We start from the raw sequence: 23,539 nt of genomic DNA, 5'->3' as shown, positions 1-23,539 counted from the left end.
TCAATGAATGTTGGTCCATGGACTTTATGCATGATCAGCTCAGTGATGGCCGGACTTACCGGCTGTTTAACGTTATCGATGACTTCAATCGTGAAGGCCTGGACATTGAGGTTGATTTTTCATTGCCAACCGAACGTGTTATTAGGTCGCTGGATCAGATCATTGAATGGCGTGGAAAACCACGCTCTATTCGATGTGATAATGGTCCTGAGTACATCAGCAACAAGCTTGCTGTGTGGGCAGAGAATCAAGGCATTAAGCTGGTATTTATTCAGCCTGGCAATCCGCAACAGAATGCCTACGTTGAGCGTTACAACCGCACGGTGCGTTACGACTGGCTGGCTCAGTACTTGTTCGACACGCTGGAGGACGTTCAGAATTACGCCACTCGCTGGCTTTGGCATTACAATAACGAACGACCGAATATGGGTCTTGGAGGAATCACTCCTCAACAGAAATTGGCCATGGCGGCCTAATCTCTACTTTTGAACCCCGTTAAAAATGGGGGGATTACCAACACTTCTTACAGGCACATTATGCCTCTTTTAGATGCGTCAGTGAAAACGGGGGAGAACCCTTAACCTATTTGTGCATTTGGTGCTTTATTGGTTTATACCACAGAGCTCCGGCAGGGGCAGACAAGTCTGCCCCATTTAGTTTGGCAATATTATGCTTTCAGCGAGCGGGTGCGCCATAGGTAATACACGACGGGTAATACCAACAACGTTAAAATCACAGCACTCACCATTCCGCCCACCATAGGCGCCGCAATCCGGCTAACAACTTCCGCACCTGTTCCGGAACTGAACATAATGGGCAACAATCCAGCGATAGTGGAGACCGTAGTCATCATTACGGGTCTTACACGAAGTCCCGCGCCCTGTGTCACGGCTTCGAGCAAATCTTCTTTTAATGGTTGCACTCCACGCTCACGACAGGTATCTATCAATTGGTGATATGCTTGGTTAAGATAAGTTAACATGATGATACCTATTTCCACCGTAACCCCCGCCAGTGCAATAAAACCAACCGCAACCGCGACAGAAAAATTATAGCCAAGCAGGTACATCAGCCAGATTGAACCAATTACCGCCAGTGGTAGTGTTCCCAGAATAATGGCTATTTCAGTGAAGTTACGAAAATTCATGTATAACAGAATGATAATGATGGCAAGCGTCAAAGGAACCACATAGGTCAGTTTCTCTTTGGCGCGCAGCATGTATTCGTACTGACCGGACCAGGCCACCGAGTAACCGGCCGGTAAATCCAACTGCTGCTCGACCGTTGCCATGGCCGCTTGTACATAGCTGCCCACGTCCACCCCATCGATATCTACAAAGGTCCAGCCATTCAGCCTGGCGTTCTCGCTCTTGATCGCTGGCGGGCCGTCCTCCACATAGACATTGGCCACATCGGCGAGCGCAATGCGTTGGCCGCTGGGCGTAACGATGGGCAGCAGCGCCAACTGTTCTGGCGAGTCTCGATAGTCCTGCGGGTAGCGCAGATTGATCGGATAACGCTCCAGCCCCTCAATGGTCTGCGCCACATTCATTCCCCCAATGGCCGTGGCTATTACCTGCTGCACATCAGCAATATTGAGGCCATAGCGCGCCGCCTGTGCACGCTGAATATCCACCTTGATGTAACGCCCACCGGCCACCCTTTCGGAATACACCGAGGCTGTGCCGGGTACATCCTTGAGGATCTGCTCTAGTCGCTGACCAATCTTCTGAATTTCTCGCAGATCCTCGCCCGCCACCTTGATGCCTACCGGCGTCTTGATACCGGTGGCCAGCATGTCGATGCGAGTCTTGATCGGCATCACCCAAGCGTTGGTTAGACCGGGGAATTTCACTAGCGCATCCAGCTCCTTCTTGAGCTTCTCCGTGGTCATGCCCTCGCGCCATTCCTCTTTGGGCTTGAGCTGAATAAAGGTCTCGACCATGGTTAGTGGCGCTGGATCCGTGGCTGTCTCGGCACGGCCGATTTTGCCGAAAACAGTCTTCACCTCGGGGACAGTCGCAATCAGCTTGTCGGTCTGTTGAAGCAATTCCCTGGCCTTACCAATAGATAGCCCCGGATAAGTGGTGGGCATGTACATGAGATCACCTTCATCCAGATCGGGGATGAATTCACTACCAATCTTGTTAACCGGCCAGATCCCAACGAGGAAAATCACAACCGCAATGGCAAGTGTGATTTTCGGAAAACGCAATACGGTTTTCAGCAGGGGCATGTACCCGGCAATCAGTAATCGATTAACGGGATTCTTGTTTTCCGCTACCACCTTGCCTCTGATGAAATATCCCATCAAAACCGGCACCACTGTGATAGCAAGCGCCGCACTGGCTGCCATGGCATAGGTTTTGGTAAAGGCCAACGGGCTGAACATCCGGCCCTCCTGGGCTTCCAGGGTGAATACTGGTACAAAGCTCACAGTGATAATAAGCAAACTGAAAAACAGCGCCGGACCGACTTCACTGGCTGACGCCGCCACGATTTTCCAACGGTTCTCTGGCGTCAAGGGCGTACGTTCCATATGCTTATGCATGTTTTCGATCATGACAATCGCGCCATCAATCATGGCGCCTATCGCAATCGCTATACCGCCTAATGACATGATATTGGCATTGAGACCTTGCCAATACATCACGGTAAAAGCCGTAAGAATACCTAGCGGCAGACTGAAGACCGCCACCAGTGAGGACCTGACATGAAACAGGAAAATGACACAGATCAACGCCACAATAGCGAGTTCTTCGGCCAGACTTTTCCACAAACTGTCAATGGCGCGAGATATCAGCCCTGAACGATCATAAACGGTTACGATCTCCACGCCCTCGGGCAAACCCGCCTTGAGTTTTTCCAGCTTGGCCTTGACCCCATCAATGGTTTTCTGGGCGTTCTCACCGAAACGCATCACCACAATACCGCCCACCACTTCACCTTCGCCGTTCAACTCGGCGATGCCACGGCGCATTTGCGGCCCCAATTCGATATCCGCCACATCCTTGAGCAACAGCGGCGTACCGTTAACATCCAACCCTAACGGAATGTTGGCCAGATCATCGATACCCTGGATGTAACCGCTGGCGCGCACCATGTATTCGGCTTCGGCCATTTCCACCACCGAGGCGCCCACTTCCTGGTTGCCGCGCTGGATCGCCATCTGAATATGGGACAGGGGAATACTGAAAGCACGCAGTTTTTCCGGGTTCACTTTCACTTGGTACTGCTTAACCATGCCGCCGAGCGCCGAGACTTCGGAAACACCCGGCACGGTTTGCAGCTCGTATTTCAGGAACCAGTCCTGCAGGCTGCGCAACTGACTAAGATCATGCTTGCCGGTACGGTCCACCAGGGCGTAGAGATAGACCCAGCCAACTCCGGTAGCGTCCGGCCCCAGTTGCGGCCGAGCACTCGGAGGTAATGTGGGCGCGACCTGAGACAGATACTCCAGCACCCGGGAACGTGCCCAGTAGGCATCGGTATCCTCGTCGAAAATGACATACACAAAGGAATCGCCAAAAAAGGAATAACCGCGCACGGTAACCGCACCGGGTACCGACAACATGGCAGTAGTCAGTGGATACGTGACCTGGTCCTCCACCACCTGCGGCGCCTGCCCAGGAAAACTGGTCTTAATAATGACCTGTACATCGGACAGATCGGGAATGGCGTCCACCGGGGTGTTTTTCAGCGAATAGAGACCTATCCCCACCAGCATCAAAGTAGCCAGCAGCACGAAGAAACGGTTACCGACGGACCAACGGATTATCGATTCAATCATGATTGTGCTCCTTTTGATCGTGACCGCCGTGGTTCATGCCCTGGTGTTCGCTGTGCTCCGGCATCGACATATCACCGTGATCCATACCCTCGTGCTGACCGTGATCCATTCCTGCAGGCATGGCATCATTGCCTTGCTCATTGGGAATATGCACTTGGGTAATCTGGTATCCACCACTGTTGTTATTGGTGATCTGCACATGCAGGCGCATTCCCTGTTTGAGCGCATCCATGTCCACAGCCTCAGCGACGGTGAAATCCATGGTCATGGTGGGCCATTGCCAGTCCGGGATGGCCTCGTGCTCCAGGGTCACCATGCGGTGATCCGGCATCAGGCTGTCGATACGTGCGGCCACCCAGACTGAGCGGGAATCAGCGTCTGCCTTTACATCCATTGATTCGCCTTGCTGATCGCGCTTGGCCATGCGCTTGAAGTCCGACGTCTTGCTGGATTCCGAGTCGATCAGGAACTGAGCAGAGGTCACAATGCGTTCCCCTTCTTTGAGTCCCGACTGAATTTCCACCTGCCGCTCGCCCACGCGGCCGACCTCAACGGCCACCGATTTGAATTTGCCATCACCCAGCGCCAACACCACGCGCGCCTGGCTGCCGGTACGGATCAGCGCTTCCCGCGGGATTAACAGTGCTTCAGCCCCCGCCTGGGTCTCAATGACCATCTGCGCGAACATGCCCGGCTTGAGGAAGTCGTCCGGGTTGTCGAAATGCACCCGGATTTGCGCGGTACGTGTCTTGGCATTCAAAGACGGATAGACATAGTCCACCTGGCCCAACCAATCCCGACCGGGCAGGTAATCGAGCCGCATCCGCACCTGGTCGTCGGTCTTGACCAGGCTTGCCTGTCGTTCGAACACCTCACCGATCACCCAGATATGTTCTAGCTGGCCGATGCTCATCAGACTCAAGCCAGGCTTGACGAACATGCCCTCACGCACCGCGAGATTGTCCAGTACCCCGGACTGCGGCGCGGCAACGGTGATGGTCTGGCTGACCTTGCGGGTTTTACGCAGCCGGTCGATATCTGCCTGAGGTACTTGCAATGCCAATAACCGTTCCACGGCAGCGCCGATCAACACCGGATTGTCGCGTTTCAACGCCAACAACAATTCCTCCTGGGCGTTGACCAGGGTGGGTGAATAGAGGGTGTACAGGGGGTCGCCCTGTCTGACCGGATCCCCGGCGGCCTTGACATGGAGCTTCTCGATCCAGCCTTCCACGCGCGGGCTGATATGCACCAGCCGGTTCTCATCGTATTGCACGTAACCGACGGTTTTGACATCCAGATCCAGAGACCCTACCTCAACCGTGGCGGTGCGCACGCCGAGATTGTTGACGACCTCGGGCGATATCTTGACGGTGCCGGCTTCATCCTCTCCGGCGGATTTCTCGTACACAGGGATCAGATCCATGCCCATGGGCGATTTGCCAGGCTTGTCGCGCTTGTAGTTGGGATCCATGGGCGCCACCCAGTAAAGTGGCTTGCGTTCACCGCCGGTTGCTGTCATATCCCCCTCATCGGGGTTGCCGAGCAGCCAGACGCCGGATGCGCCGAGCAGCGCGCCGACGGCCGTGCCCAGCAAGGTTTTGGTGAATGTATTCATGTTGAACTCCTTTAAAACGGTTTCGCCGGCCGTGCATCGTCGAACGACGCCTCGGCGAGCAGGTAATTGATTTGGGCGATGGTCTTCTGCCGATCCACGGCAATGGCGAGCGCGTCGACCTTGGCATTCAATTCGGCAATGCGAGCACGCACGGCTTCGGCGAAGTCGCCGTCGTCGTTGTTGTAGGCGGTCAGCGAAGCTTCTGCCTGCTCAGCCATTTGCGGCAGCAGCTGATCGGCGTATAACGCCTGGCGTTCATCAAGACGCGCCAGTTGCACGCTCGCGGTTTCCAGTTCCGCCATCAGCCGACGACCAAGCAAGTGCTTTTCGGTTTTGATGGCCTCGGTTCGATTGACGGCGGCGCTGACTTCCTTGTCCTGCCGGTTACCGGTGAAAATGGGCAGGTCGAAGTTCACGCCAACGGAGAACAGATCGGCCCGGTCGCGCCCCAAGGGGTCGTTGTCGCGATAGCCGTATTGGGCGGTCAGGCCCCATTCGGGCTTGTATTTCTGTTTTGCCAGATCCACACCGGTTTGCGTGGCGTCGATACGCTGGTCCAGCGCTCGCAACGCGGGATGATGACGGATCCATTCGTAGCGCGTATGCTCGCTGGACTGCTTAATGGTCGGTACCGACAGTGGCCTGGAAAGAGACTGTGTCGGTAGTACCGGAGCCAGAGGGACAGTGGCAGGCGCACCGATCCATTCGGTCAGACGCTTTTGTGCGGCTTGCTGTTGCTGCCTGAGCATCGTCAGTCTGTCTTCGAGACGAGTCAGCTCCAACTGCGCACGGATCACGTCCTGCTGACGTGCCCTGCCCAGCGCCGAGGAGTAACCCGCTTTGGCGGCATCCACCAACTGCTCAAACAGTGCGCGATCCTGTTCGATCAGCCGGATACTCTCCTGAGCTTTGAAGGCCTCCAGCCACAACTGGCTGACCGTAGCGCCTACCTTGGCCCGACGATCCAGCCTTAGTAAGGGATGCTGCTCGGCTAGCTGCTGCTTTTGTCGGCGGGTGAGCGACAGACTGTCACCCCGGGGAAACATTTGGCTGATCCCCACCGACAACTGAGTCATGCCTTCCTGGTTCAAATCGAAAGTGTCCACGGGGAAATTGCCCGCCATCAGGCTCATTCGGGGGTCTGGCAAGGTCGCAGCGGCGGTCGCTTCGTCATTGAGGGCCTGCTGGGTGTACTGGCTGCCAGTGAGCCAGGGATCGGCATCGATAGCGAGGGCTACGGCCTCTTCCTGCGTCAGGGTATCGGGAAGGGGTTGCGCAAAGGCTATGACACTGCCCAGACCGAGCGGCAGGATAATAAAAAGTATCGTGACGAAGATTCTCATGGCTGCGCTTCCGGTTGTTGGAGTGGCTGATACTGCTGAGCCATGCTCCCGACACTGGCAAACACTTCAGTGCTGCCGTCCTTTTTCATCAGCAATATCTGGTAAGGCATAAACTTGTCACCCACCTCCATTCCGGGGCTGCCAACGGGCATGGCAGGCACTGTCAACCCCATCGCGTCGGCGGGTGGATTGGCCAGGAACTGATGAATGTAGCGAGCTGGGATATGCCCCTCAAAGACATAGCCCTGGGTCGACACAGCGGTGTGGCAGGAGCGCAGGTTGTTCGCGATTCGATAGCGATCCTTGATGGCGTCCAGATTAGCCGGGTGTTCGACACTGGCCGCAAAGCCCTCGGCCTCAAGGTGACCTATCCATTTTTTACAGCAGCCACAGGTCGGGCTTTTGTAGACGGTGAGCATTTCGGCATCAGCGGCGGATGGATCAGATATTTTGGGGTTTTTAGACCCATCATTACAGGCTACGAGTAAGGGCAGCATCAGCAGTCCCAACAGCGAGCTGATTAATTTAAATCGAAACATGAGTTACCTCCGAAGGTAATCGAATAGAGGGTTGAGAACTGGATAGCAGGGCTGCAGACAGGCATTAGCTACAAGCAGTTGCCAGTCGTGCGGGTGGTTCGCCTTGTATCACACAGTTCGTGAAATCGGTTTTTGCCTGTCAATCAGGCAATCGGAGGTCTAAGCAAAGGAAAATAGGGCGGTCGCGGGATGGCTGGCGCATGAAATAAGATTGAGCTGGAGCCAGCATGGATGTGGGAAGAGACATGAGCAACAGGCGGCATCATTGACAAACAACCGCTCATCATACAGTCGGCGTCGCCCTTATCACCGGCACAGCAGCCGTGTCGATCCTGGACTTCACCGGCGTCATGCTGCATGGCGGCGTGGTCTAGTTGGGCGTGGCCCGGATGCACGTGCTCACCTTGGGATAGGCTGGGCGGTGCCGGTTGACTGGAGGACATGGTGCAAACGTTGGGCGAAGCCGCGAATGCGCTCCTCGCAAGGAGCGTCACCAGCAGCAGCCATATTACCCATGCACCAGGTCGCACTAAGAAACCTCTCGCCAAGTTATTACATCAACGTTTACAGAATATTGCCTGTTTGTCGCGACTGTATTGATCCCTGTCATCGTTCGATCACTTGCTCTAGTTGACGCAGCAGAACTCGCGTCTGTATCAGGCTTTCGTCCATACTTTCCATATAATCCAGCTTGTATTTACTCATGCCTTCTTTCACGTGCGGATAATCCTTGGCCATCAGATTGCGCAATACCAGAATTTTGTGGTTCAGGGCGTTGATCTGTGTATCGAGCAATTTCAGCTTTTCCGTGTTACTTTGTGAGATGGCAAATTCCGACTGTGCGTGCGTGATGGCACGGTCGCGCTTTTTCAACTCCTCGACGGGGTCTTCCCCGCCATGCGCCATTACCTGCGCCTGAAACAGCAGCGCCCCCAGCAGCAAGGGCGCGATTATCAATCTTTTCATTATCCATGTTTCCTTTATTATGAGTTGTCGACTGGATCTGAATTCAAATCCAGGTTCGTTCGGCTGACCGGCTCTACAGCCACCAAGCCGCTATCGGCCGCGTGCGTGTTGATAAAAGACTCGATGGCTTTGGTCTGGGGCTTGGAAGCTTTCGATGTCATGTAGATCTCCAGCTTCAGGCCTGTGGAGAGCAGATCTTTGCGAAAATAATTGCGGTAGCTGCCAAAACCCCTAACAGGCATCAGGCTGAGTCCCCTGACAGAGAGCCTCAGTAACAGTTCCTCCATCTCTGGCCACAGGAGTTCGGGGAAAATGGCCACGATTTTCACGGTGTTTGTCATCAGGTTACCTCTTACTTAATTCACTGGTCCCGACTTCGACTTCCAGTTGGCCTACAAGCCATCAGCCATGCGACCAGTGGATGTGAACTATTTTCCAGCCATTGCCTGTGCGCGCCAGCACCAAGGTCTCCACGCTGATCAGGTCAATGTCCTTACCCTTGTATTGGCCCTGAAGACGGGTCTTGGCCACCGAATAGGCCATATCACCGGCCTCCCTGACCCTGTGCTCCAGCGGGGTGAACGACAGGGACTTCAAAAACGCCATGTCGCCGGGCATGTGGTGATGCGCGTATTCATCGGCCGACCGTTCGACGCCCTTGCCCTCGTAGATATGGACATCGTCGGCCAGCAGGCGGCGCGCCGTCTCGGCATTGCCATCACGCAAGGCTTGTTGAAAGGCGATGGCCGTGCGTGCGGCCTCGCCGTCAAGCCCCGACTGGATCGCCATCGCCTGGTTGCCGGCCGGATCCGCCTGCAGGGGCGACGACGCGGCCATCACAACCGCCAGCAACACCAGCAGACGTCTTTTCCAGCCTATGGCCCCGTGAAAATGAGTTAAAGTGGAAAGCATGATAAAAATTTCTCCTTAGTTTTGTTTTGAATGGGATCTGGGTAACCAGGCTGGCACCTCACGCTGATAGTGCCGGTACGCGTCACCAAATTCGGCCAATGCCTGTTGCTCTTCCCGCCGGGCGAGGCGCACATAAACCACCACCAGGATCGGAAACATGATCAGGGTGGGCAGGGTCGGCCACTGCAACAGGAATCCGAACATGATGATGATAAACGCCAGATACTGGGGATGACGACAACGCGCGTACCAGCCCGAGCTGGCCAGGGTTCCTGCTTGCTGCGCCTGGTGCAACACGTTCCATGCCGAGGCCAGCAGGAAGAAGCCGAGAATAATGAGCACATTGCTGGCAATATGCAGCGGATCGAAGTGTGGATTGCCTTCAAGCCCCAACAAGGTGTGTAACAGATGGCCATTGTCGTGGCTGAGAAAGTCGATGTCTGGGTAGCGCTCGGCCAGCCAACCGGAAAGAAAGTAAATGCTCAGCGGAAAGCCATACATCTCGGTAAACAGAGCCAACACGAAAGCGGAAAAAGCGCCCAGGCTACGCCAGTCGGTGGTTGTCTTCGGCTTGACAAAACTGAAGGCAAAGAATATGAAAATGGCCGAGTTGATAATTACCAGCGACCATAATCCATAGGCTGATTCAGTGTGCATGAGGGCCTCCCGATCCATGCTTGTCCTTTTCTTTTGATGCCGTGCCGTGATCACCATGGCCGTGATGCATGAACAGGTGCATGAAAGGACAGGCGAGCAGGATCACATAGGGCAAAAACGCTAGCAGGTGGTCGCGATGTTCGACCAGCAGAAAATAGCTCGCCGCCACAATCAATCCAAGTGCCGCCATGCCTCTGGCGCTTAGCCAGAAGCTTCTGCTGGGTTTGTTCATGCGTCACCTCCCGTTGTCCTGTTGCGACGCAGCCGCAGCGCGTTACCGACCACCGATACCGAGCTCAGACTCATGGCCAGCGCGGCGATCAGCGGCGACAGCAGCCAACCGGTCAGTGGATACAAAACGCCGGCGGCGATGGGCACGCCCATGGCGTTATAAAGAAAAGCGAACATCAGGTTCTGGCGCATGTTGCCTACCGTGTCAATTGAGATTTGTCTGGCAATGGCGATGCCGCGCAGGTCACCTTTCACCAGGGTCAACTGTGCTGTACTCATGGCGACATCGGTACCCGTACCCATGGCGATACCCACATCGGCACGGGCCAGAGCAGGTGCGTCATTGATGCCATCGCCAGCCATGGCCACCTTGTGACCCTCGGCTTGCAGGCGGGCAACTAAATTGTCCTTGTCCTCCGGGCGTACCTCGCCGTAAACCTCGTCTATACCGAGTTCTCGGCCGACGGCTCTCGCCGTGGTCAGGCCATCGCCCGTGGCCATCACCAGGCGCAAGCCGCTAGCTCTGAGCTCGCTGATGGCTTGTGGCGTGGAGGTTTTGACGGGATCGGCAACCGCGAGCAGGCCAGCCAACAGGCCGTCAACGGCCAGATAGATCACGCTGGCGCCTTTGCTGCGCAGTGTTTCCGCTTCATTGGCGACGGTGCGCCATTCGACCTTCTGCTCCTCCATTAAGGCGGTATTGCCCAGAGCGACAAAATGGTTATCCACCTTGCCACGCACGCCGATCCCGGAAGCTGACTCAAAATCAATCGCAGGGCTCAACTTCAGTTCCCGCTTGCGTGCTTCGGCTACAATCGCCTGCGCCAATGGGTGCTCACTGCCCTGATCCAGGCTGGCAGCGAGGCGTAAAATTTCATTGGGCGCAAGGCTGCCCGCTGAGATCATCGCATGGAAGGCGGGACGCCCCTCGGTCAGGGTGCCAGTCTTGTCGACGATCAGGATATCCACCTGGCACAAATGTTCGATGGCGGCCGCATCCCTGAACAGCACACCCCGAATAGCGGCATTGCCAGTGGCCACCATGACCGACATGGGCGTCGCCAGACCCAGCGCGCAAGGACAGGCGATGATCAGCACCGCCACCGCGTTAATCAACCCGAATGCCCAGCTCGGTTCGGGTCCAAACAGGCCCCAAAGCATGAAGGTGGCGAGCGCAATACCCATCACCACCAGCACGAAATACCCCGCGACCACGTCAGCCATGCGTTGCATGGGGGCGCGGGAACGCTGCGCATTGGCGACTAGTTGCACGATCTGGGCGAGCACGGTGGCCGAGCCAACCTTTTCGGCCCGCATGATCAGTGCGCCGCTCGTATTGAGTGAGGCGCCGATTAGCACATCACCGGGTCGCTTGCTCACCGGCATGGGTTCGCCGGTGAGCATGGATTCATCGATGGCACTTTCACCTTCCAGCACCTGACCGTCCACCGGTACCTTCTCGCCGGGCCGAACGCGCAAGCGATCACCGGGATGCACATGTGTCAGAGGAATATCTTCCTCAGTGCCATCGTCGCGGAAGCGCCGTGCAGTCTTCGGCGCCAGACCCAGCAGCGCGCGAATGGCGGCACCGGTCTCCGAGCGTGCTTTCAGTTCTAGCACCTGACCGAGCAAGGTCAGTGAGATGATCACAGCCGCCGCCTAGAAATACACCGCCACTTGGCCATCGAGACGGAACGATGCTGGGAAAATGCCGGGAGCAAGTGTCGCGATGACGCTGTAAAGATAAGCGGCACCGGTACCGGTACCGATCAAAGTCCACATATTGGGGGAGAGCTGCTTCAGGGACTGAAACCAGCGTTTGAAGAAGGGCCGGCCAGACCAGATCACCACCGGGGTAGCCAGCGCCAGCTCCACCCAGGGGCGCGCCGTTCCCAGAAAATGGTCAAACGTCCCACCTGACATGGCAATCATTGTCACCACGAGGGTCAGGGGTAAGGTGTGCCAGAAACGACGTCTGAAATCTGCGAGTTCCGGATTTTCCCCTGTATCAGCACTGGGCATCACTGGTTCCAGAGCCATGCCACATTTCGGACAGGTGCCCGGGCTGAGTTGCCTTACTTCCGAGTGCATAGGGCAACTGTATTCGGTGTTGGTGTCACCCTCTAGGGGTAGGGGTTCGGAGCTTGTCAGATAGCGTTGTGGGTTATTCATGAATTTGCTGCGGCAAGGCGCGCTGCAAAAAGAGTACAGCCTGCCTTGAAACTCGGCCTTGTGGAAGGAGGTCTTCTTGACCGACATGCCGCACACTGGGTCGGTCAATTCTGTGCTGTGGGGCTCGGCGCTCAGACGGACTGGGTGGCTGTGATGGGCATGTGACATAGTGACACCAACCTTAATGGTGTTCTGCGTCATCCGCACCGCGTGCGGTCAGGACCTGGTATTGCTGAGGCGACAGCTCGGGCAGGCGTTGCAGAAACGCCACCATGTTCCAGATACGTTCATCGTCATGTCCCGGTGCCCAAGCCGGCATGCCCGAGGCTTTAATGCCATGTTTAATAATCCAGAATTGTCGCTGAATGGCTGCGTCGTTATTATCGGTTTCAACGCCATGCTCGTGTCCATGTTCATCACTGCTCATGGTTAGATTAGGTGGCGCAGGATACAGTCCCAGAGTGAAATCACTATCTGTTTTGCCAGGCTTCAAATGACAACCTGAACACATGTCATTATAATCGGCGCCACCGGCCAGCAACCGTTCGGAAGTGTTTAGGTCTTGAGGAATTACAATATCACTGGCGGCCCTAGCTACGGATCGCTCACGTAAGGTTTCGAGTAACCAATAGGTCAGCTGATTGTGGGGAACATCGGCACCCATTGGATAGAAGCCCGAATAGAGAAAAAGCCCACCACCCGCAAGCGCAATAACAGCGGTAACGACAAGGCACTTAATGTAGGTAGTGAGCGTCGGCATGAAAATTCCTTGTATTGATTAGTGTTGGTGTTCAGATTTTTGTTGTTCGCTTTGAGTCTCATCTGGTGCAACGTTACTAGTAGACATGTCGTGATTCATCTCACTCATGCATTGCTTCATCATCGCCTGCATCATTGGGTCACTCATATCCATCTTGCTGTGGTCCATATTTTTCATGGCTGCGCAATCCGGTTTTTCAGCATCTTTCATATGCTCTTTGGGGTCATGGGCCTGTACAGAAAAAGCGATGGCCAGAGTCGTAAGCGCAATAAGCGAAGAGAAGTGTTTGCCTTTCATAGAAATGTACCTGTTACTTTCAATAAATGGTGATACCGAGGTATCGTTGGTTAAAACCAGAACCGCAATCCAGCTACGAATTGGGTGTCTGAGGTATCACGACCAGCCGAACGTCGGTAATCGGCTGTGTCGCCATAGGTGTCGGTCCACTCGACACCGATGTACGGCGCAAATTGCCGATTGAATTCATAACGCAGGCGCAAGCCAAGTGCTAAATCAGAGAGCCCCGAGCCCAGCCCGTTATCGAGGTCATCCTTGCCGTATAGGTTGAGTTCTGCACGGGGCTGCAGAATAAGTTTTTGTGTCAGCAGCAACTCATACTCCGCTTGAGCGGTGAACGCGGTTCGTCCATCCTCGCCAACATAGGCAGCAACATCGAGCTCGAACCAGTAGGGCGCTAGACCTTGCACACCCATTGCCAGCCATCGGCGATCTTTACCATCTCTATAATTGTCGAGTCGAATGCCAAGTTGGGTGTCGAAATACGCGTTGAGCGCATGGCCCCACAACAGATCGGTGGAACTTTCCTCAAGTGTGCCGTTGCTAATATCGCCTTCGGCTTTAATGACAAAGCGGTTGAAGGTGGTGCCATACCAAGCCTGTGCATCGTAAACCGTGCTGTCGTTGTCTTTCTGATATTCTAGGCGATCCGCCAGAACGGACCAGAAAGCGTGCTCATCCGCTAGTTTTAATTGTCTTGGACCTGGCTGTGCATAAGGCCCCTCGGTTAGCGTGTAACCGTCTGAATAGGCGTGAGGATCGCGGCCATCTACCGTTGTGGCACTTGCCTCCATTTGCATAGCGCTGTGATCCATCTGCGCCAAGGCTGTAGATGCCTGAAATGCGCTGACAGCTAAAACTAGGTTGGTTAAGGGTTTCATTAAAATCCGTTTCATGACACCACCACCTCGCGGAACATGCCCGCGTCCATATGAAACAGCAAATGGCAATGCCAGGCCCAGCGGCCCAGATCGTGAGGTGTTGTCAAAAAACTGATGCGTTGTGCAGGCTGCACGGGAATTGTATGGCGCCGAACCCGCAATTCGCCCTGATCTGTTTCCAGTTCGCTCCACATGCCGTGCAAGTGCATGGGGTGCGTCATCATGGTGTCGTTTTGTAAAATGATTCTCACGCGTTCGTTATGACGTAAGGAGACTGGAGTGCTTTTGCCGAATTCAAGCCCGTCGAAAGACCAGCTATAGCGTTCCATATTGCCGGTGAGGTGTAGTTCCAGCTCTCTCGCTGGCGGGCGGCGGTCATCCAGTACACCATCGATGGATTTCAGGTCGGCCAGCGTCAGCACGCGGTGTCCCTGTGGGCGCAGTCCACGCTGGCTTAAGTTTCGCAGGCCAATACCGGGGTCGTCGAGATTGGTACTTGGCGTATCCACCCGTTGGTCAACCGAAGCCCCGTATTCGGTTCGGGCGTGGCGTATGGTAGATGAAGGTTTGGCAAGCGGGTTGTCAGAACCCTGCTGCATGCCGTGCATACTGTGGTCCATGGCCATACCGCCGGACATTTGGGAATGATCCATCTTGGTTTGGCCCATGGAGTCCATTTTCATCATGTCGTGGCCCATGGCGCCACCACCCATTGCTCCCATCATATCCTTCATGGTTAACCACTCGGGCGAATCGGGTTCTGGCACAGGCGCTGTTAAACCTTGCCGCACACTCAGGGTGCCGCGAGCGTAACCGCTGCGTTCCATGCTCTGGGCGAAGATCGTATAAGCGTCGTCCTGAGGCTCGACCATGATATCGTAGGTTTCGCCGGGGCCAAATCGGAATTCATCCACAGTGACCGGCTCGACATCCTGGCCATCTGCTTGGATTACCGTTAACTTCAAACCAGGAATGCGAACATCATAAAAGCTGTTGCTGGCGGCATTGATAAACCGCAGCCGTACGCGATCACCGCGCTGGAACAAGCCGTTCCAGTTGCCTGCCGGGGTGGTACCGTTCATCAGGAAGGTAAAGGTGGCTGCCGATAAATCGGCTAAATCGGTCGGACTCATCCGCATCTGATTCCACATCTGGCGTTTTTCCAGCGCCGCCTGTAATCCCATCTTTGAGACATCGTCAGTGAAATCGAAAAAGGTGGACCGATTGAAGTTATAGACATCGCTTTGAACTTTCAGTTTGCTGAGGGCGCGCATCGGGTCTTCATCGGTCCAGTCAGAAAGCTCCACCACATAATCCTGGTCAGCACGATGTTTTTCTTCACGTGGTTCAATGATCAAGGCGCCGTACATCCCCGTCATTTCCTGAAAGGCAGAGTGGCTATGGTACCAATAGGTGCCGCTCTGTTGTAACTTGAAACGGTAAACAAAGGTTTCTCCCGGCGCGATGCCTTTGAAACTGATGCCCGGTACACCATCCATTTGATAGGGCAGCAGTATTCCGTGCCAATGAATAGAAGTGTCGACAGGTAAACGATTAGTGACGCGAATGGTGACGTCATCGCCTTCACGCAATCGTAGCGTTGGTGCCGGGATGGAACCGTTGATGGTGGTGGCCATGCGCGTGACGCCAGTGAAATTGACGGGAGTTTCGGCGATCACTAGATCGATTTCTCGGCCGCTGAGTACTGGTGCTGAGCCCAGCGCGGTCGCACCTTTTACAGCCGCCTGCAACCAGGCCGGTGTGGCGGCCAGCACGCCACCGGCTGCAAGGCCCTGTACGAAGCGACGGCGTGTCGCACTATACGTTTTCATAAATGCTCCAATTCATTCATAAATACTCCAATTCAACGATATCGTTTTTCATAATCTTGCCTTCGACCACATCAACCGTGGCGAAATGCTCGTCGATGATCCCGTCGACGCTGACCTTACCGACCCACTCGCGAGCCCAGTCGGATTCACCTTCCTCAACGACATCCGTTCTAAACACGACGCGGTAGGCGTCCAGCACTTGCCCCACTTCAGCGCCCTTGGGTTCGCTGATGCAGATGACAGTGCGCCCGTCGGAGGCCTGCACCACCTGACCCACCATGACGTACCGATGGTAAAACGGACTATTGGCACATCCGGCCACCAGCAGCACGGCCAAAACGAGCGCCGCGTTTCGCAGAAATTGAATATGCATTACACACCTCCAAGAGTCATTGTCATGAATCGTATAGCGCGGCCTTTCTCGAAACAGCTGAACGGGCGAGCCAGTGACGGTGACCGATACCAACCCGCATCAGCACAGATAAATCCTATATTAACTAATCTCCCCTGTCAGCCAGATGACCCGTAGATTACAAAAATGTCACCTTGGTATGATCTTACTGTGGGGAATGACCCGCTAGACTGATATAAAACGTGATAAGCGAGGTATTTATGCGACTACTGTTGGTCGAGGATGAAATCAAGACTGGCGACTATTTGCGGCAGGGGTTGAGCGAAGCCGGTTTTCAAGTGTCCCTGGCTCGCAACGGTCTCGATGGCCACCATCTGGCGATGACCGAGTCTTTCGACCTGATTGTGCTGGATGTCATGCTGCCCGACGTGGATGGCTGGCGCATTGTGCAGTCGCTGCGCGAGGCAGGACGCCAGACGCCGGTGTTGTTTCTTACCGCTCGTGACAGCGTGGATGATCGTGTCAAAGGATTGGAGCTGGGCGCCGATGATTATCTGGTAAAGCCCTTCGCCTTTGCCGAGTTGCTGGCACGAGTGCGCACCCTGTTGCGCCGAGGCTCGGCACCGCCCCTGTCGGACCAGCTCAGAATAGCGGATCTCACCCTGGATCTGCCGAGGTACCGGGTCACGCGCGCCGGCCGAAAAATCAATCTCAGCCACAAGGAATTCTGCCTGCTGGAGCTGCTGGTGCGCCGTCAGGGTGAGGTGTTGCCACGTTCGCTGATCGCCTCGCAGGTATGGGACATGAATTTTGATTCCGACACCAATGTGATCGACGTAGCCATCCGTCGCCTGCGCACTAAAATTGACGATGACTTCGAGCCCAGGCTCTCGTCACTACTCCATTTTTAGAGGTAATTGAACCTCAAACGTGGTTGCCTCCGTTGTGGAGAACGCTCTGATCTTCCCGCCGTGGGCTTCGATAATCGATTTCGTGATGGCCAAGCCCAGCCCGGCACCTTCGCTGCTACGTTGGCGGGATGCGTCGAGCCTGTAGAATCGTTCAAAAATATGATTCAAATGCTCTTCAGGTATAGGTGGCCCTGGGTTCTGTATGCGGATTCTTACGTTACCGGAGTTCACTTGAAGGGTTGTGGTTACGGTCTGCCCCTCTGGCGTATGCCGGACTGCATTGGACAGCAAGTTACTCAAGGCGCGACGGATCATTAGTCGGTCGCCAAGGACATGAACTTGCTCTCCGGTATTTTCTAACAGCACCTCCCGCTCTTCTGCCCAGGCGCTGAAATAATCGAACAGGTTTCTCAGCTCTGCCTGAAGATCGATATCGACCAGTTCCGGTTTCAGCAGCTGATTATCAGCCTGAGCCAGAAAAAGCATGTCACCGACCATCTTGGCCATGCGATCATACTCTTCGAGGTTTGAATACAGCACTTCCCGGTACTGCTCCACGCTGCGCGCCTGGGTTAGCGCTACCTCAGTATGGGTTCTCAAATTGGTAATGGGTGTGCGCAGTTCGTGCGCGATGTCACCGGAAAAATCCGATAGGCGTCGGAATACATCTTCAAGCCTGCCAATCATTTCATTGAAGGAAATCGTCAGCTCTACCAACTCGGCGGGGACGGATCGCGGTTCAAGGCGAAAATCCATCTGATCAGACCTGATGCGTCTCATCTCTCGGCTGATACGTCGAATAGGAGCGTGTCCCTGGTAAACCGCGAACCAGGTTGCCAGAAGAACTATCAAGCACGCGGCAAGGGTGACAATCCGAAGGTGGTTCCGAAAGCCGTCCAGGTAATGCAGATGAAAGTCGATTCCTGTGGCGACCGCGAGTCTGAACCTGGCTTTGCCTTCAAGCCTGTCTGATTCAATCCACAAGACCGCACCACGAAAGGCTTCTTGATGATCATTCCAGCTCTCAACCGTATCGATAGTGATTTCTTCTACAGGTCGGGCAGTGCGGGCGAACGTGTCCAGATTGAAACCCGGTGTTGAGTAGATCAATGATCCGCTATCGGTACTGATTCGGTATTGGGCGTTACGATGGCCTGTTACCACGCTAGCGAGACGCTGATGCAGTTCGTCGGCGGGTATATCGGCCGGTACGGTCGCGAGGAGGTATTGCAACGCCTGAACTACTGAATTGAGCTCATCCACATCCTGCTGGACGAAATGATTATTGATAGAGCGCTCCATCATCCAGCCAAAGGTGAGGAGAACAGCGGTTATCACAGCGCCAATGGAGACGGTGAGTCTAACGACCAGAGATAGCGGGCGTCTTTTCATGGGCTAGCCTGGCTGTGTCACGTCAAGCATATAGCCCATGCCGCGTACGGTATGAATCAGCTTTGGTTCAAAATCTTCATCGATCTTCGCGCGCAGCCGCCGGATAGCAACATCGATGACATTGGTGTCACTGTCAAAATTCATGTCCCACACCTGGGAAGCGATCAATGAGCGTGGTAACACTTCCCCTTGGCGCCGCACAAGGAGTTCAAGTAGGGTGAACTCCTTGTTGGTCAAGTTGATCCTCACGCCATGTCGCTGTGCGCGACGGCGAGGTATATCCAGCATCAGGTCAGCCACCTGGAGTTGATCCTGAAAAACCGGCGCAGCACCGCGCCGTAACAATGTACGTACTCGTGCCAGCAGCTCCGAAAAAGCAAAAGGCTTGACCAGATAGTCGTCCGCTCCCAATTCCAGACCCTTGACCCGGTCTTCTACACTGTCCCTTGCGGTGAGAAATAACACAGGCGTGGTGGATCTGGCCTCTCTCAATGACTGCATAATTCGCCAGCCATCCACATCAGGCAGCATTACATCAAGGACAATCAAGTCATACGAGCCGGTAAGCGCCAGGTGGTGACCATCGAGCCCGGTCCGGGCGAGATCTACCACAAAGCCGGATTCTATGAGGCCCTGCCGGATATAATCCCCAGTTTTCACTTCATCTTCTACGATGAGAATCTTCATCGTTCCACTCCGCTCTACAGTTCAGGCAAGGAAGCCAGTCCATTTCATTGTCGTCAATATCAATTTTATAGTCTGAAATCTGCCCACAACATGACCAGAAAATGACAAATATGTAATGTTGGTGGCCGGAAGCTAGGTTATATCGGTGAGAAAAGCGTTGTTCGCATAACATGACTAAAATGTAATGCTTGCGGGAGCAGCCTGGTCATCTTTAACTAATAAGTTTATGGCATCATGATTCATGTAATCTCCTCCTTTAAGAAGCCGCAAAAAACGCGGCGCAAACTGCCTGCTTATTTGAAAAGGTGCTTATCCATGGTTCACGATAATTCTGAGTCTCATTGTCATCACCATACACCCTCCCACACGGGCTCAGGGCTTACAGACCCGGTCTGCGGCATGGGTGTAACGGCAGACTCTGCCCAGCATGTTGAGCATGCGGGTAAAACTTACTACTTCTGCAGCACCAAATGCATGAATAGATTCCAGCATGACCCTGAGAAGTTTCTTTCACCAACCTCGCCACCTCCCTCGGAAGCGGTCAAAGGCACAATTTATACGTGCCCGATGCATCCGGAAATACGTCAGGACAACCCCGGAACCTGCCCTAAATGCGGCATGGCACTTGAACCCCTGATGCCCAGTCTGGAAGATGACAATCCCGAGCTGGACGATTTTTCCAGGCGATTCTGGTGGACATTGCCTTTTACCGTCATTGTCACGGTGCTTGCCATGTTTGGGCCACAGCTTGGCTGGTTCGAGATGGCGACGCAAACGTGGATAGAGCTTGTACTGTCGCTTCCCGTGGTGCTGTGGGCCGGACAGCCGTTCTTCGTACGGGGTTGGCAATCAGTGGTCAACCGCAGTCCCAACATGTGGACGCTGATCGGCTTGGGTACCGGTGCCGCCTTCGTCTACAGCACGCTGGCAACCGTAGCTCCCGGTATATTTCCGGAAACATTCATGTCCATGGGGCGTGTGGCGGTTTATTTCGAAGCCGCAGTGGTGATCATTTCCCTTACGCTGTTTGGTCAGATGCTGGAGCTTCGCGCGCGTTCCCAGACATCCGCTGCCGTCCGGTCATTGCTCGGTCTGGCGCCCAAGACGGCCCGCCGTATCAATGCAGACGGAACAGAAGAAGATGTACCGCTGACGCATGTGCATGAAGGTGATCGTTTACGCGTACGTCCCGGTGAGAAAGTTCCTGTCGATGGCATTGTTGAAGAGGGTGCAAGTTCTCTCGATGAATCCATGTTGACTGGTGAATCGTTACCCATCAGCAAGCGCCCGGGTGACAAGGTCATAGGGGCAACGATGAACACCTCTGGTGCACTTGTGATCCGGGCGGAGAAAGTCGGCTCGGCCACTGTGTTGTCACAAATTGTCCAGTTGGTGGCTCAGGCCCAACGCTCTCGGGCGCCGATGCAACGGATGGCTGATTTGGTGGCGGGTTACTTTGTCATGGCGGTGGTAGCCATCGCCATCCTCACCTTGGTCGTGTGGGGCATATTCGGCCCGCAGCCAAGCTGGGTCTATGGCCTGATCAATGCGGTCGCTGTTCTGATCATCGCTTGCCCTTGTGCGCTGGGGCTCGCAACGCCCATGTCAGTCATGGTTGCTACCGGACGAGGCGCAACCAAGGGTGTTCTGTTTCGTGATGCAGCAGCAATAGAAAATCTGCGCAAAGTCGATACGCTCATCGTAGACAAGACCGGCACCTTGACAGAAGGCCGACCCGCATTCGATCAGGCTGTTTCCGCTGGCGAATTGGACGCCGATGAAATCTTGCGCCTGGCTGCCAGCCTCGATCAAGGCAGCGAGCATCCTTTGGCTGACGCTATTGTCAGCGCTGCGCGCGAACGTAATTTGGTGCTCAGCCCAGTGGACGACTTTGACTCGGGTAGCGGCATAGGCGTACGGGGCAAGGTTGAAGGCAAAACACTGCTGTTGGGCAACACTGCGTTCATGCAGCAGGATAACGTCAATGTTGATGGCCTGGCTGCCACCGCTGAGGGATGGAGGACAAAGGGTGCGAGTGTGATGTACCTGGCGGTTGACGGCACACTGGTCGGCCTACTCGCCGTTTCCGACCCCATCAAACAGAGCACCCCTGAAGCGGTACAGGCGCTCAAGGCCGCGGGAATCAGGGTCATCATGGCTACTGGTGACGGTATTTCAACGGCAAAAGCGGTCGCCGAACAACTAGGCATAGACGAAGTTCATGGCGAAGTGAAACCGGCCGACAAGCTGAATCTGGTTGATAAGCTTCAATCAGAAGGTTGCATCGTTGCGATGGCGGGCGATGGCATCAACGATGCCCCGGCACTGGCCAAGGCGAATGTCGGTATCGCGATGGGAACCGGCACGGACGTAGCGATGAACAGTGCGCAAATCACCTTGGTAAAAGGAGACCTGCGGGGTATCTCGATTGCCCGGGACCTGTCAAACAAGACTGTTCTCAATATGAAGCAGAACCTTGGTTTTGCGTTCATTTATAATGCGTTAGGCGTTCCACTGGCTGCTGGCGTCCTGTACCCGTTTGCCGGGTTGCTTCTATCACCCATGCTTGCAGCCCTGGCGATGAGTCTGAGTTCAGCGTCCGTTGTATTCAACTCGCTGCGGCTTCGTGGTTCGGTTTAAGCTGGATACGTCGAGGGGTAATCCCCCCACGATAGAACAGCCTGTTCTTTACGAGCCTGTAAATAAATCTGTGTAACTGCCCACCCCATTACAGGTGGCCGTTCAGGCGGTCACCAAATTCGATAATAAAGCGATTCAATGCCGGCCTCCAATCACGGAGCGGCATGGTCCATTTCTTTGAAGCCTGCTGGATCGCAAGGAAAGCCACTTTCAGTGCCGAGTCATCGCTGGGGAATAACTTTCTGCGCTTGGTCGCTTTACGAATCACATTGTTCAGCGACTCGATGGCATTCGTGGTGTAGATCACCTTCCGAATCGCCGGAGGGTATTCGAACAGCGTAATCAGATTGTCCCAGTGGCTGTTCCAGGATCGAGAGATCTGCGGGTATTGGCTGTCCCAGCATTAGCCAAAGGCATCCTGCGCCTACCGGGCTTCACGCTCGGTGGCAGACTGGTAGATCTGCTTCAGATCGGCCGTCACGGCCTTGTAGTCCTTCCAGGACACGTAACGCAGCGAGTTGCGAACCATGTGCACGATACACAACTGTATCTTGGTCTGCGGATACTCTGCAGCAATGGCATCCGGGAACCCTTTCAGGCCGTCCACACAGGCGATCAGGATGTCCCCCAGACCACGGTTTTTCAGTTCCGTAGTACCGACAGCCAGAACTTCGCTCCTTCCGTTTCAGCCAGCCAAAAGCCAAGAAGCTCCTTCTGGCCTTCCATGTTGATAGCCAGAGCCAGGTACAGGGATTTATTGATGACTCGTTTACCCTGTCGAATTTTCAGAACGATGCTGTCCAGATAAAAGATGGGATAGATCGGATCCAGCGTGCGGTTCTGCCACTCGTGAACTTGCTCGATAACCCGCTCTGTCACCTTAGAGACGAGCGTGGCCGAGATATCCGCGTCATACATTTCCCTGAAGGAATCCACGATATCCCGGGTGGTCAGGCCCTTGGCGTAAAGTGCGAGGATTTGGTCATCCATCTGGGTCAGACGGGACTGGCCTTTACGGTCGAATTGAGGTTCGAAAGAACCGTTCCGGTCTCGCGGAGCCTGTATCGATACTTCGCCGTGCTGCCCTTTCAGGCGCTTGGCTGAATAGCCGTTACGGCTATTGCCAGTGCCACGGCTTTCAGGAGCATGTTTCTCGTATCCGAGGTGCTCGTCCAGTTCGGCATTGAGGGCGGTTTCAACAGTCATTTTGATCAACTGTTGAGTAAGAGCTCCGAGATCTTTTTCAGACTTAATGTCTTTGGCCAACTCGGCGGCCATGGCTTTGAGTTTCTCTTGGTTCAATTGCATACCCACGATGGCATCCTTTTAAAAAGGTTACTCAGTCGTGGGCAGTTACACAATTTGGTTTACAGGCTCTTCGCCACCGAAAAACTGACACCCTATGATCGTGCGTTTAATGAACCGCAACAAGATCAGCGACGCGATCTGCTTCACGCCTTCATGAACGAGTCACTTAATGTTATTGGCGTTGCTGTACTCCCGTTATTTGGTGGCTTGCTGGTCTTGGCACCGATATGGCCTTCCGGGTGGCCGCTGGC

General features: G+C 54.7%; 21 protein-coding genes and 1 pseudogene. 3 read left to right on the top strand and 19 right to left on the bottom strand.

The genetic code is table 11. The features are described 5' to 3' along the window. A partial coding sequence (locus LGT44_RS13050) for a DDE-type integrase/transposase/recombinase (protein WP_230333635.1) occupies positions 1 to 476 on the top strand: 476 nt, incomplete at its 5' end. A 191-nt stretch (positions 477 to 667) separates the two neighbouring features. On the opposite strand, the gene LGT44_RS13045 is transcribed toward LGT44_RS13050, so the two are convergent. The 16 genes from LGT44_RS13045 to LGT44_RS12975 form a co-directional block, all read right to left on the bottom strand. Next, the gene (locus LGT44_RS13045; protein ID WP_015485749.1) at positions 668 to 3,790 is read right to left on the bottom strand and encodes an efflux RND transporter permease subunit; all 3,123 of its coding nucleotides are present in this window, start codon (positions 3,788 to 3,790) and stop codon (positions 668 to 670) included. Continuing rightward, the gene (locus LGT44_RS13040; RefSeq protein WP_015485748.1) at positions 3,783 to 5,408 is read right to left on the bottom strand and encodes an efflux RND transporter periplasmic adaptor subunit; all 1,626 of its coding nucleotides are present in this window, start codon (positions 5,406 to 5,408) and stop codon (positions 3,783 to 3,785) included. Before LGT44_RS13040 ends, LGT44_RS13045 begins: the two co-directional genes overlap by 8 nt. 11 nt (positions 5,409 to 5,419) lie before the next feature. Continuing rightward, on the bottom strand, positions 5,420 to 6,751 hold the full coding sequence (locus LGT44_RS13035) for a TolC family protein (RefSeq protein WP_015485747.1): 1,332 nt from the start codon (positions 6,749 to 6,751) through the stop codon (positions 5,420 to 5,422). Continuing rightward, complete coding sequence (locus tag LGT44_RS13030) at positions 6,748 to 7,290, bottom strand: DUF411 domain-containing protein (RefSeq protein ID WP_015485746.1); 543 nt, start codon at positions 7,288 to 7,290, stop codon at positions 6,748 to 6,750. The genes LGT44_RS13035 and LGT44_RS13030 overlap by 4 nt, the downstream gene beginning before the upstream one ends. 606 nt (positions 7,291 to 7,896) lie before the next feature. Further along, positions 7,897 to 8,256: a hypothetical protein gene (locus tag LGT44_RS13025; RefSeq protein WP_015485744.1), complete on the bottom strand. Its 360-nt coding sequence runs from the start codon at positions 8,254 to 8,256 to the stop codon at positions 7,897 to 7,899. Between the two features lie 17 nt (positions 8,257 to 8,273). Beyond that, positions 8,274 to 8,597 (bottom strand): P-II family nitrogen regulator, encoded by a 324-nt coding sequence (locus tag LGT44_RS13020; RefSeq protein ID WP_015485743.1) that lies wholly within the window; start codon positions 8,595 to 8,597, stop codon positions 8,274 to 8,276. 61 nt (positions 8,598 to 8,658) lie between these two features. Then, positions 8,659 to 9,168, bottom strand: coding sequence for a YybH family protein (locus tag LGT44_RS13015; RefSeq protein WP_230333634.1), 510 nt, complete (start codon positions 9,166 to 9,168; stop codon positions 8,659 to 8,661). A 15-nt stretch (positions 9,169 to 9,183) separates the two neighbouring features. Continuing rightward, complete coding sequence (locus LGT44_RS13010) at positions 9,184 to 9,825, bottom strand: methyltransferase family protein (RefSeq protein ID WP_015485741.1); 642 nt, start codon at positions 9,823 to 9,825, stop codon at positions 9,184 to 9,186. Further along, a complete protein-coding gene (locus tag LGT44_RS13005) occupies positions 9,815 to 10,057 on the bottom strand; it encodes a DUF2933 domain-containing protein (RefSeq protein ID WP_015485740.1) in 243 nt (80 codons plus the stop codon). Before LGT44_RS13005 ends, LGT44_RS13010 begins: the two co-directional genes overlap by 11 nt. Further along, a complete protein-coding gene (locus LGT44_RS13000) occupies positions 10,054 to 11,706 on the bottom strand; it encodes a copper-translocating P-type ATPase (RefSeq protein ID WP_456243409.1) in 1,653 nt (550 codons plus the stop codon). The genes LGT44_RS13005 and LGT44_RS13000 overlap by 4 nt, the downstream gene beginning before the upstream one ends. 9 nt (positions 11,707 to 11,715) lie before the next feature. Beyond that, on the bottom strand, positions 11,716 to 12,429 hold the full coding sequence (locus tag LGT44_RS20345) for a YHS domain-containing protein (RefSeq protein WP_456243408.1): 714 nt from the start codon (positions 12,427 to 12,429) through the stop codon (positions 11,716 to 11,718). Next, positions 12,410 to 12,988, bottom strand: coding sequence for a c-type cytochrome (locus tag LGT44_RS12995; RefSeq protein WP_015485738.1), 579 nt, complete (start codon positions 12,986 to 12,988; stop codon positions 12,410 to 12,412). Before LGT44_RS12995 ends, LGT44_RS20345 begins: the two co-directional genes overlap by 20 nt. A gap of 18 nt (positions 12,989 to 13,006) precedes the next feature. Next, positions 13,007 to 13,285 (bottom strand): hypothetical protein, encoded by a 279-nt coding sequence (locus LGT44_RS12990; protein ID WP_015485737.1) that lies wholly within the window; start codon positions 13,283 to 13,285, stop codon positions 13,007 to 13,009. A 50-nt stretch (positions 13,286 to 13,335) separates the two neighbouring features. Further along, entirely contained in the window at positions 13,336 to 14,181 is an 846-nt protein-coding gene (locus LGT44_RS12985) for a copper resistance protein B (protein WP_230333633.1), read from the bottom strand. Further along, a complete protein-coding gene (locus tag LGT44_RS12980; RefSeq protein ID WP_230333632.1) occupies positions 14,178 to 15,998 on the bottom strand; it encodes a copper resistance system multicopper oxidase in 1,821 nt (606 codons plus the stop codon). Before LGT44_RS12980 ends, LGT44_RS12985 begins: the two co-directional genes overlap by 4 nt. A 16-nt stretch (positions 15,999 to 16,014) precedes the next feature. Further along, entirely contained in the window at positions 16,015 to 16,371 is a 357-nt protein-coding gene (locus LGT44_RS12975) for a hypothetical protein (RefSeq protein WP_230333631.1), read from the bottom strand. Between the two features lie 239 nt (positions 16,372 to 16,610). On the opposite strand from LGT44_RS12975, the gene LGT44_RS12970 reads away from it, so the two are divergent. Continuing rightward, positions 16,611 to 17,261: a heavy metal response regulator transcription factor gene (locus tag LGT44_RS12970; RefSeq protein ID WP_230333629.1), complete on the top strand. Its 651-nt coding sequence runs from the start codon at positions 16,611 to 16,613 to the stop codon at positions 17,259 to 17,261. On the opposite strand, the gene LGT44_RS12965 is transcribed toward LGT44_RS12970, so the two are convergent. Both LGT44_RS12965 and LGT44_RS12960 read right to left on the bottom strand, forming a co-directional pair. Beyond that, positions 17,247 to 18,653 (bottom strand): Imm58 family immunity protein, encoded by a 1,407-nt coding sequence (locus tag LGT44_RS12965; protein WP_230333627.1) that lies wholly within the window; start codon positions 18,651 to 18,653, stop codon positions 17,247 to 17,249. The two genes, LGT44_RS12970 and LGT44_RS12965, sit on opposite strands and share 15 nt — an antisense overlap. 3 nt (positions 18,654 to 18,656) lie before the next feature. Next, on the bottom strand, positions 18,657 to 19,340 hold the full coding sequence (locus LGT44_RS12960) for a heavy metal response regulator transcription factor (protein WP_230333625.1): 684 nt from the start codon (positions 19,338 to 19,340) through the stop codon (positions 18,657 to 18,659). Positions 19,341 to 19,655: 315 nt separating this feature from the next. Here LGT44_RS12960 and LGT44_RS12955 point away from each other — a divergent pair, with 315 nt between their 5' ends. Next, a complete protein-coding gene (locus LGT44_RS12955; RefSeq protein ID WP_230333623.1) occupies positions 19,656 to 21,980 on the top strand; it encodes a heavy metal translocating P-type ATPase in 2,325 nt (774 codons plus the stop codon). An 88-nt stretch (positions 21,981 to 22,068) separates the two neighbouring features. On the opposite strand, the pseudogene LGT44_RS12950 reads toward LGT44_RS12955, so the two are convergent. After that, a pseudogene (locus tag LGT44_RS12950) lies at positions 22,069 to 23,282 on the bottom strand (IS256 family transposase). Positions 23,283 to 23,539 lie beyond the last annotated feature (257 nt).

It is taken from the genome of Thalassolituus alkanivorans (genome assembly GCF_020447205.1).
GTDB lineage: Bacteria > Pseudomonadota > Gammaproteobacteria > Pseudomonadales > Oceanobacteraceae > Venatoribacter > Venatoribacter alkanivorans.
This window is presented reverse-complemented; position numbering and strand designations above follow the sequence as displayed.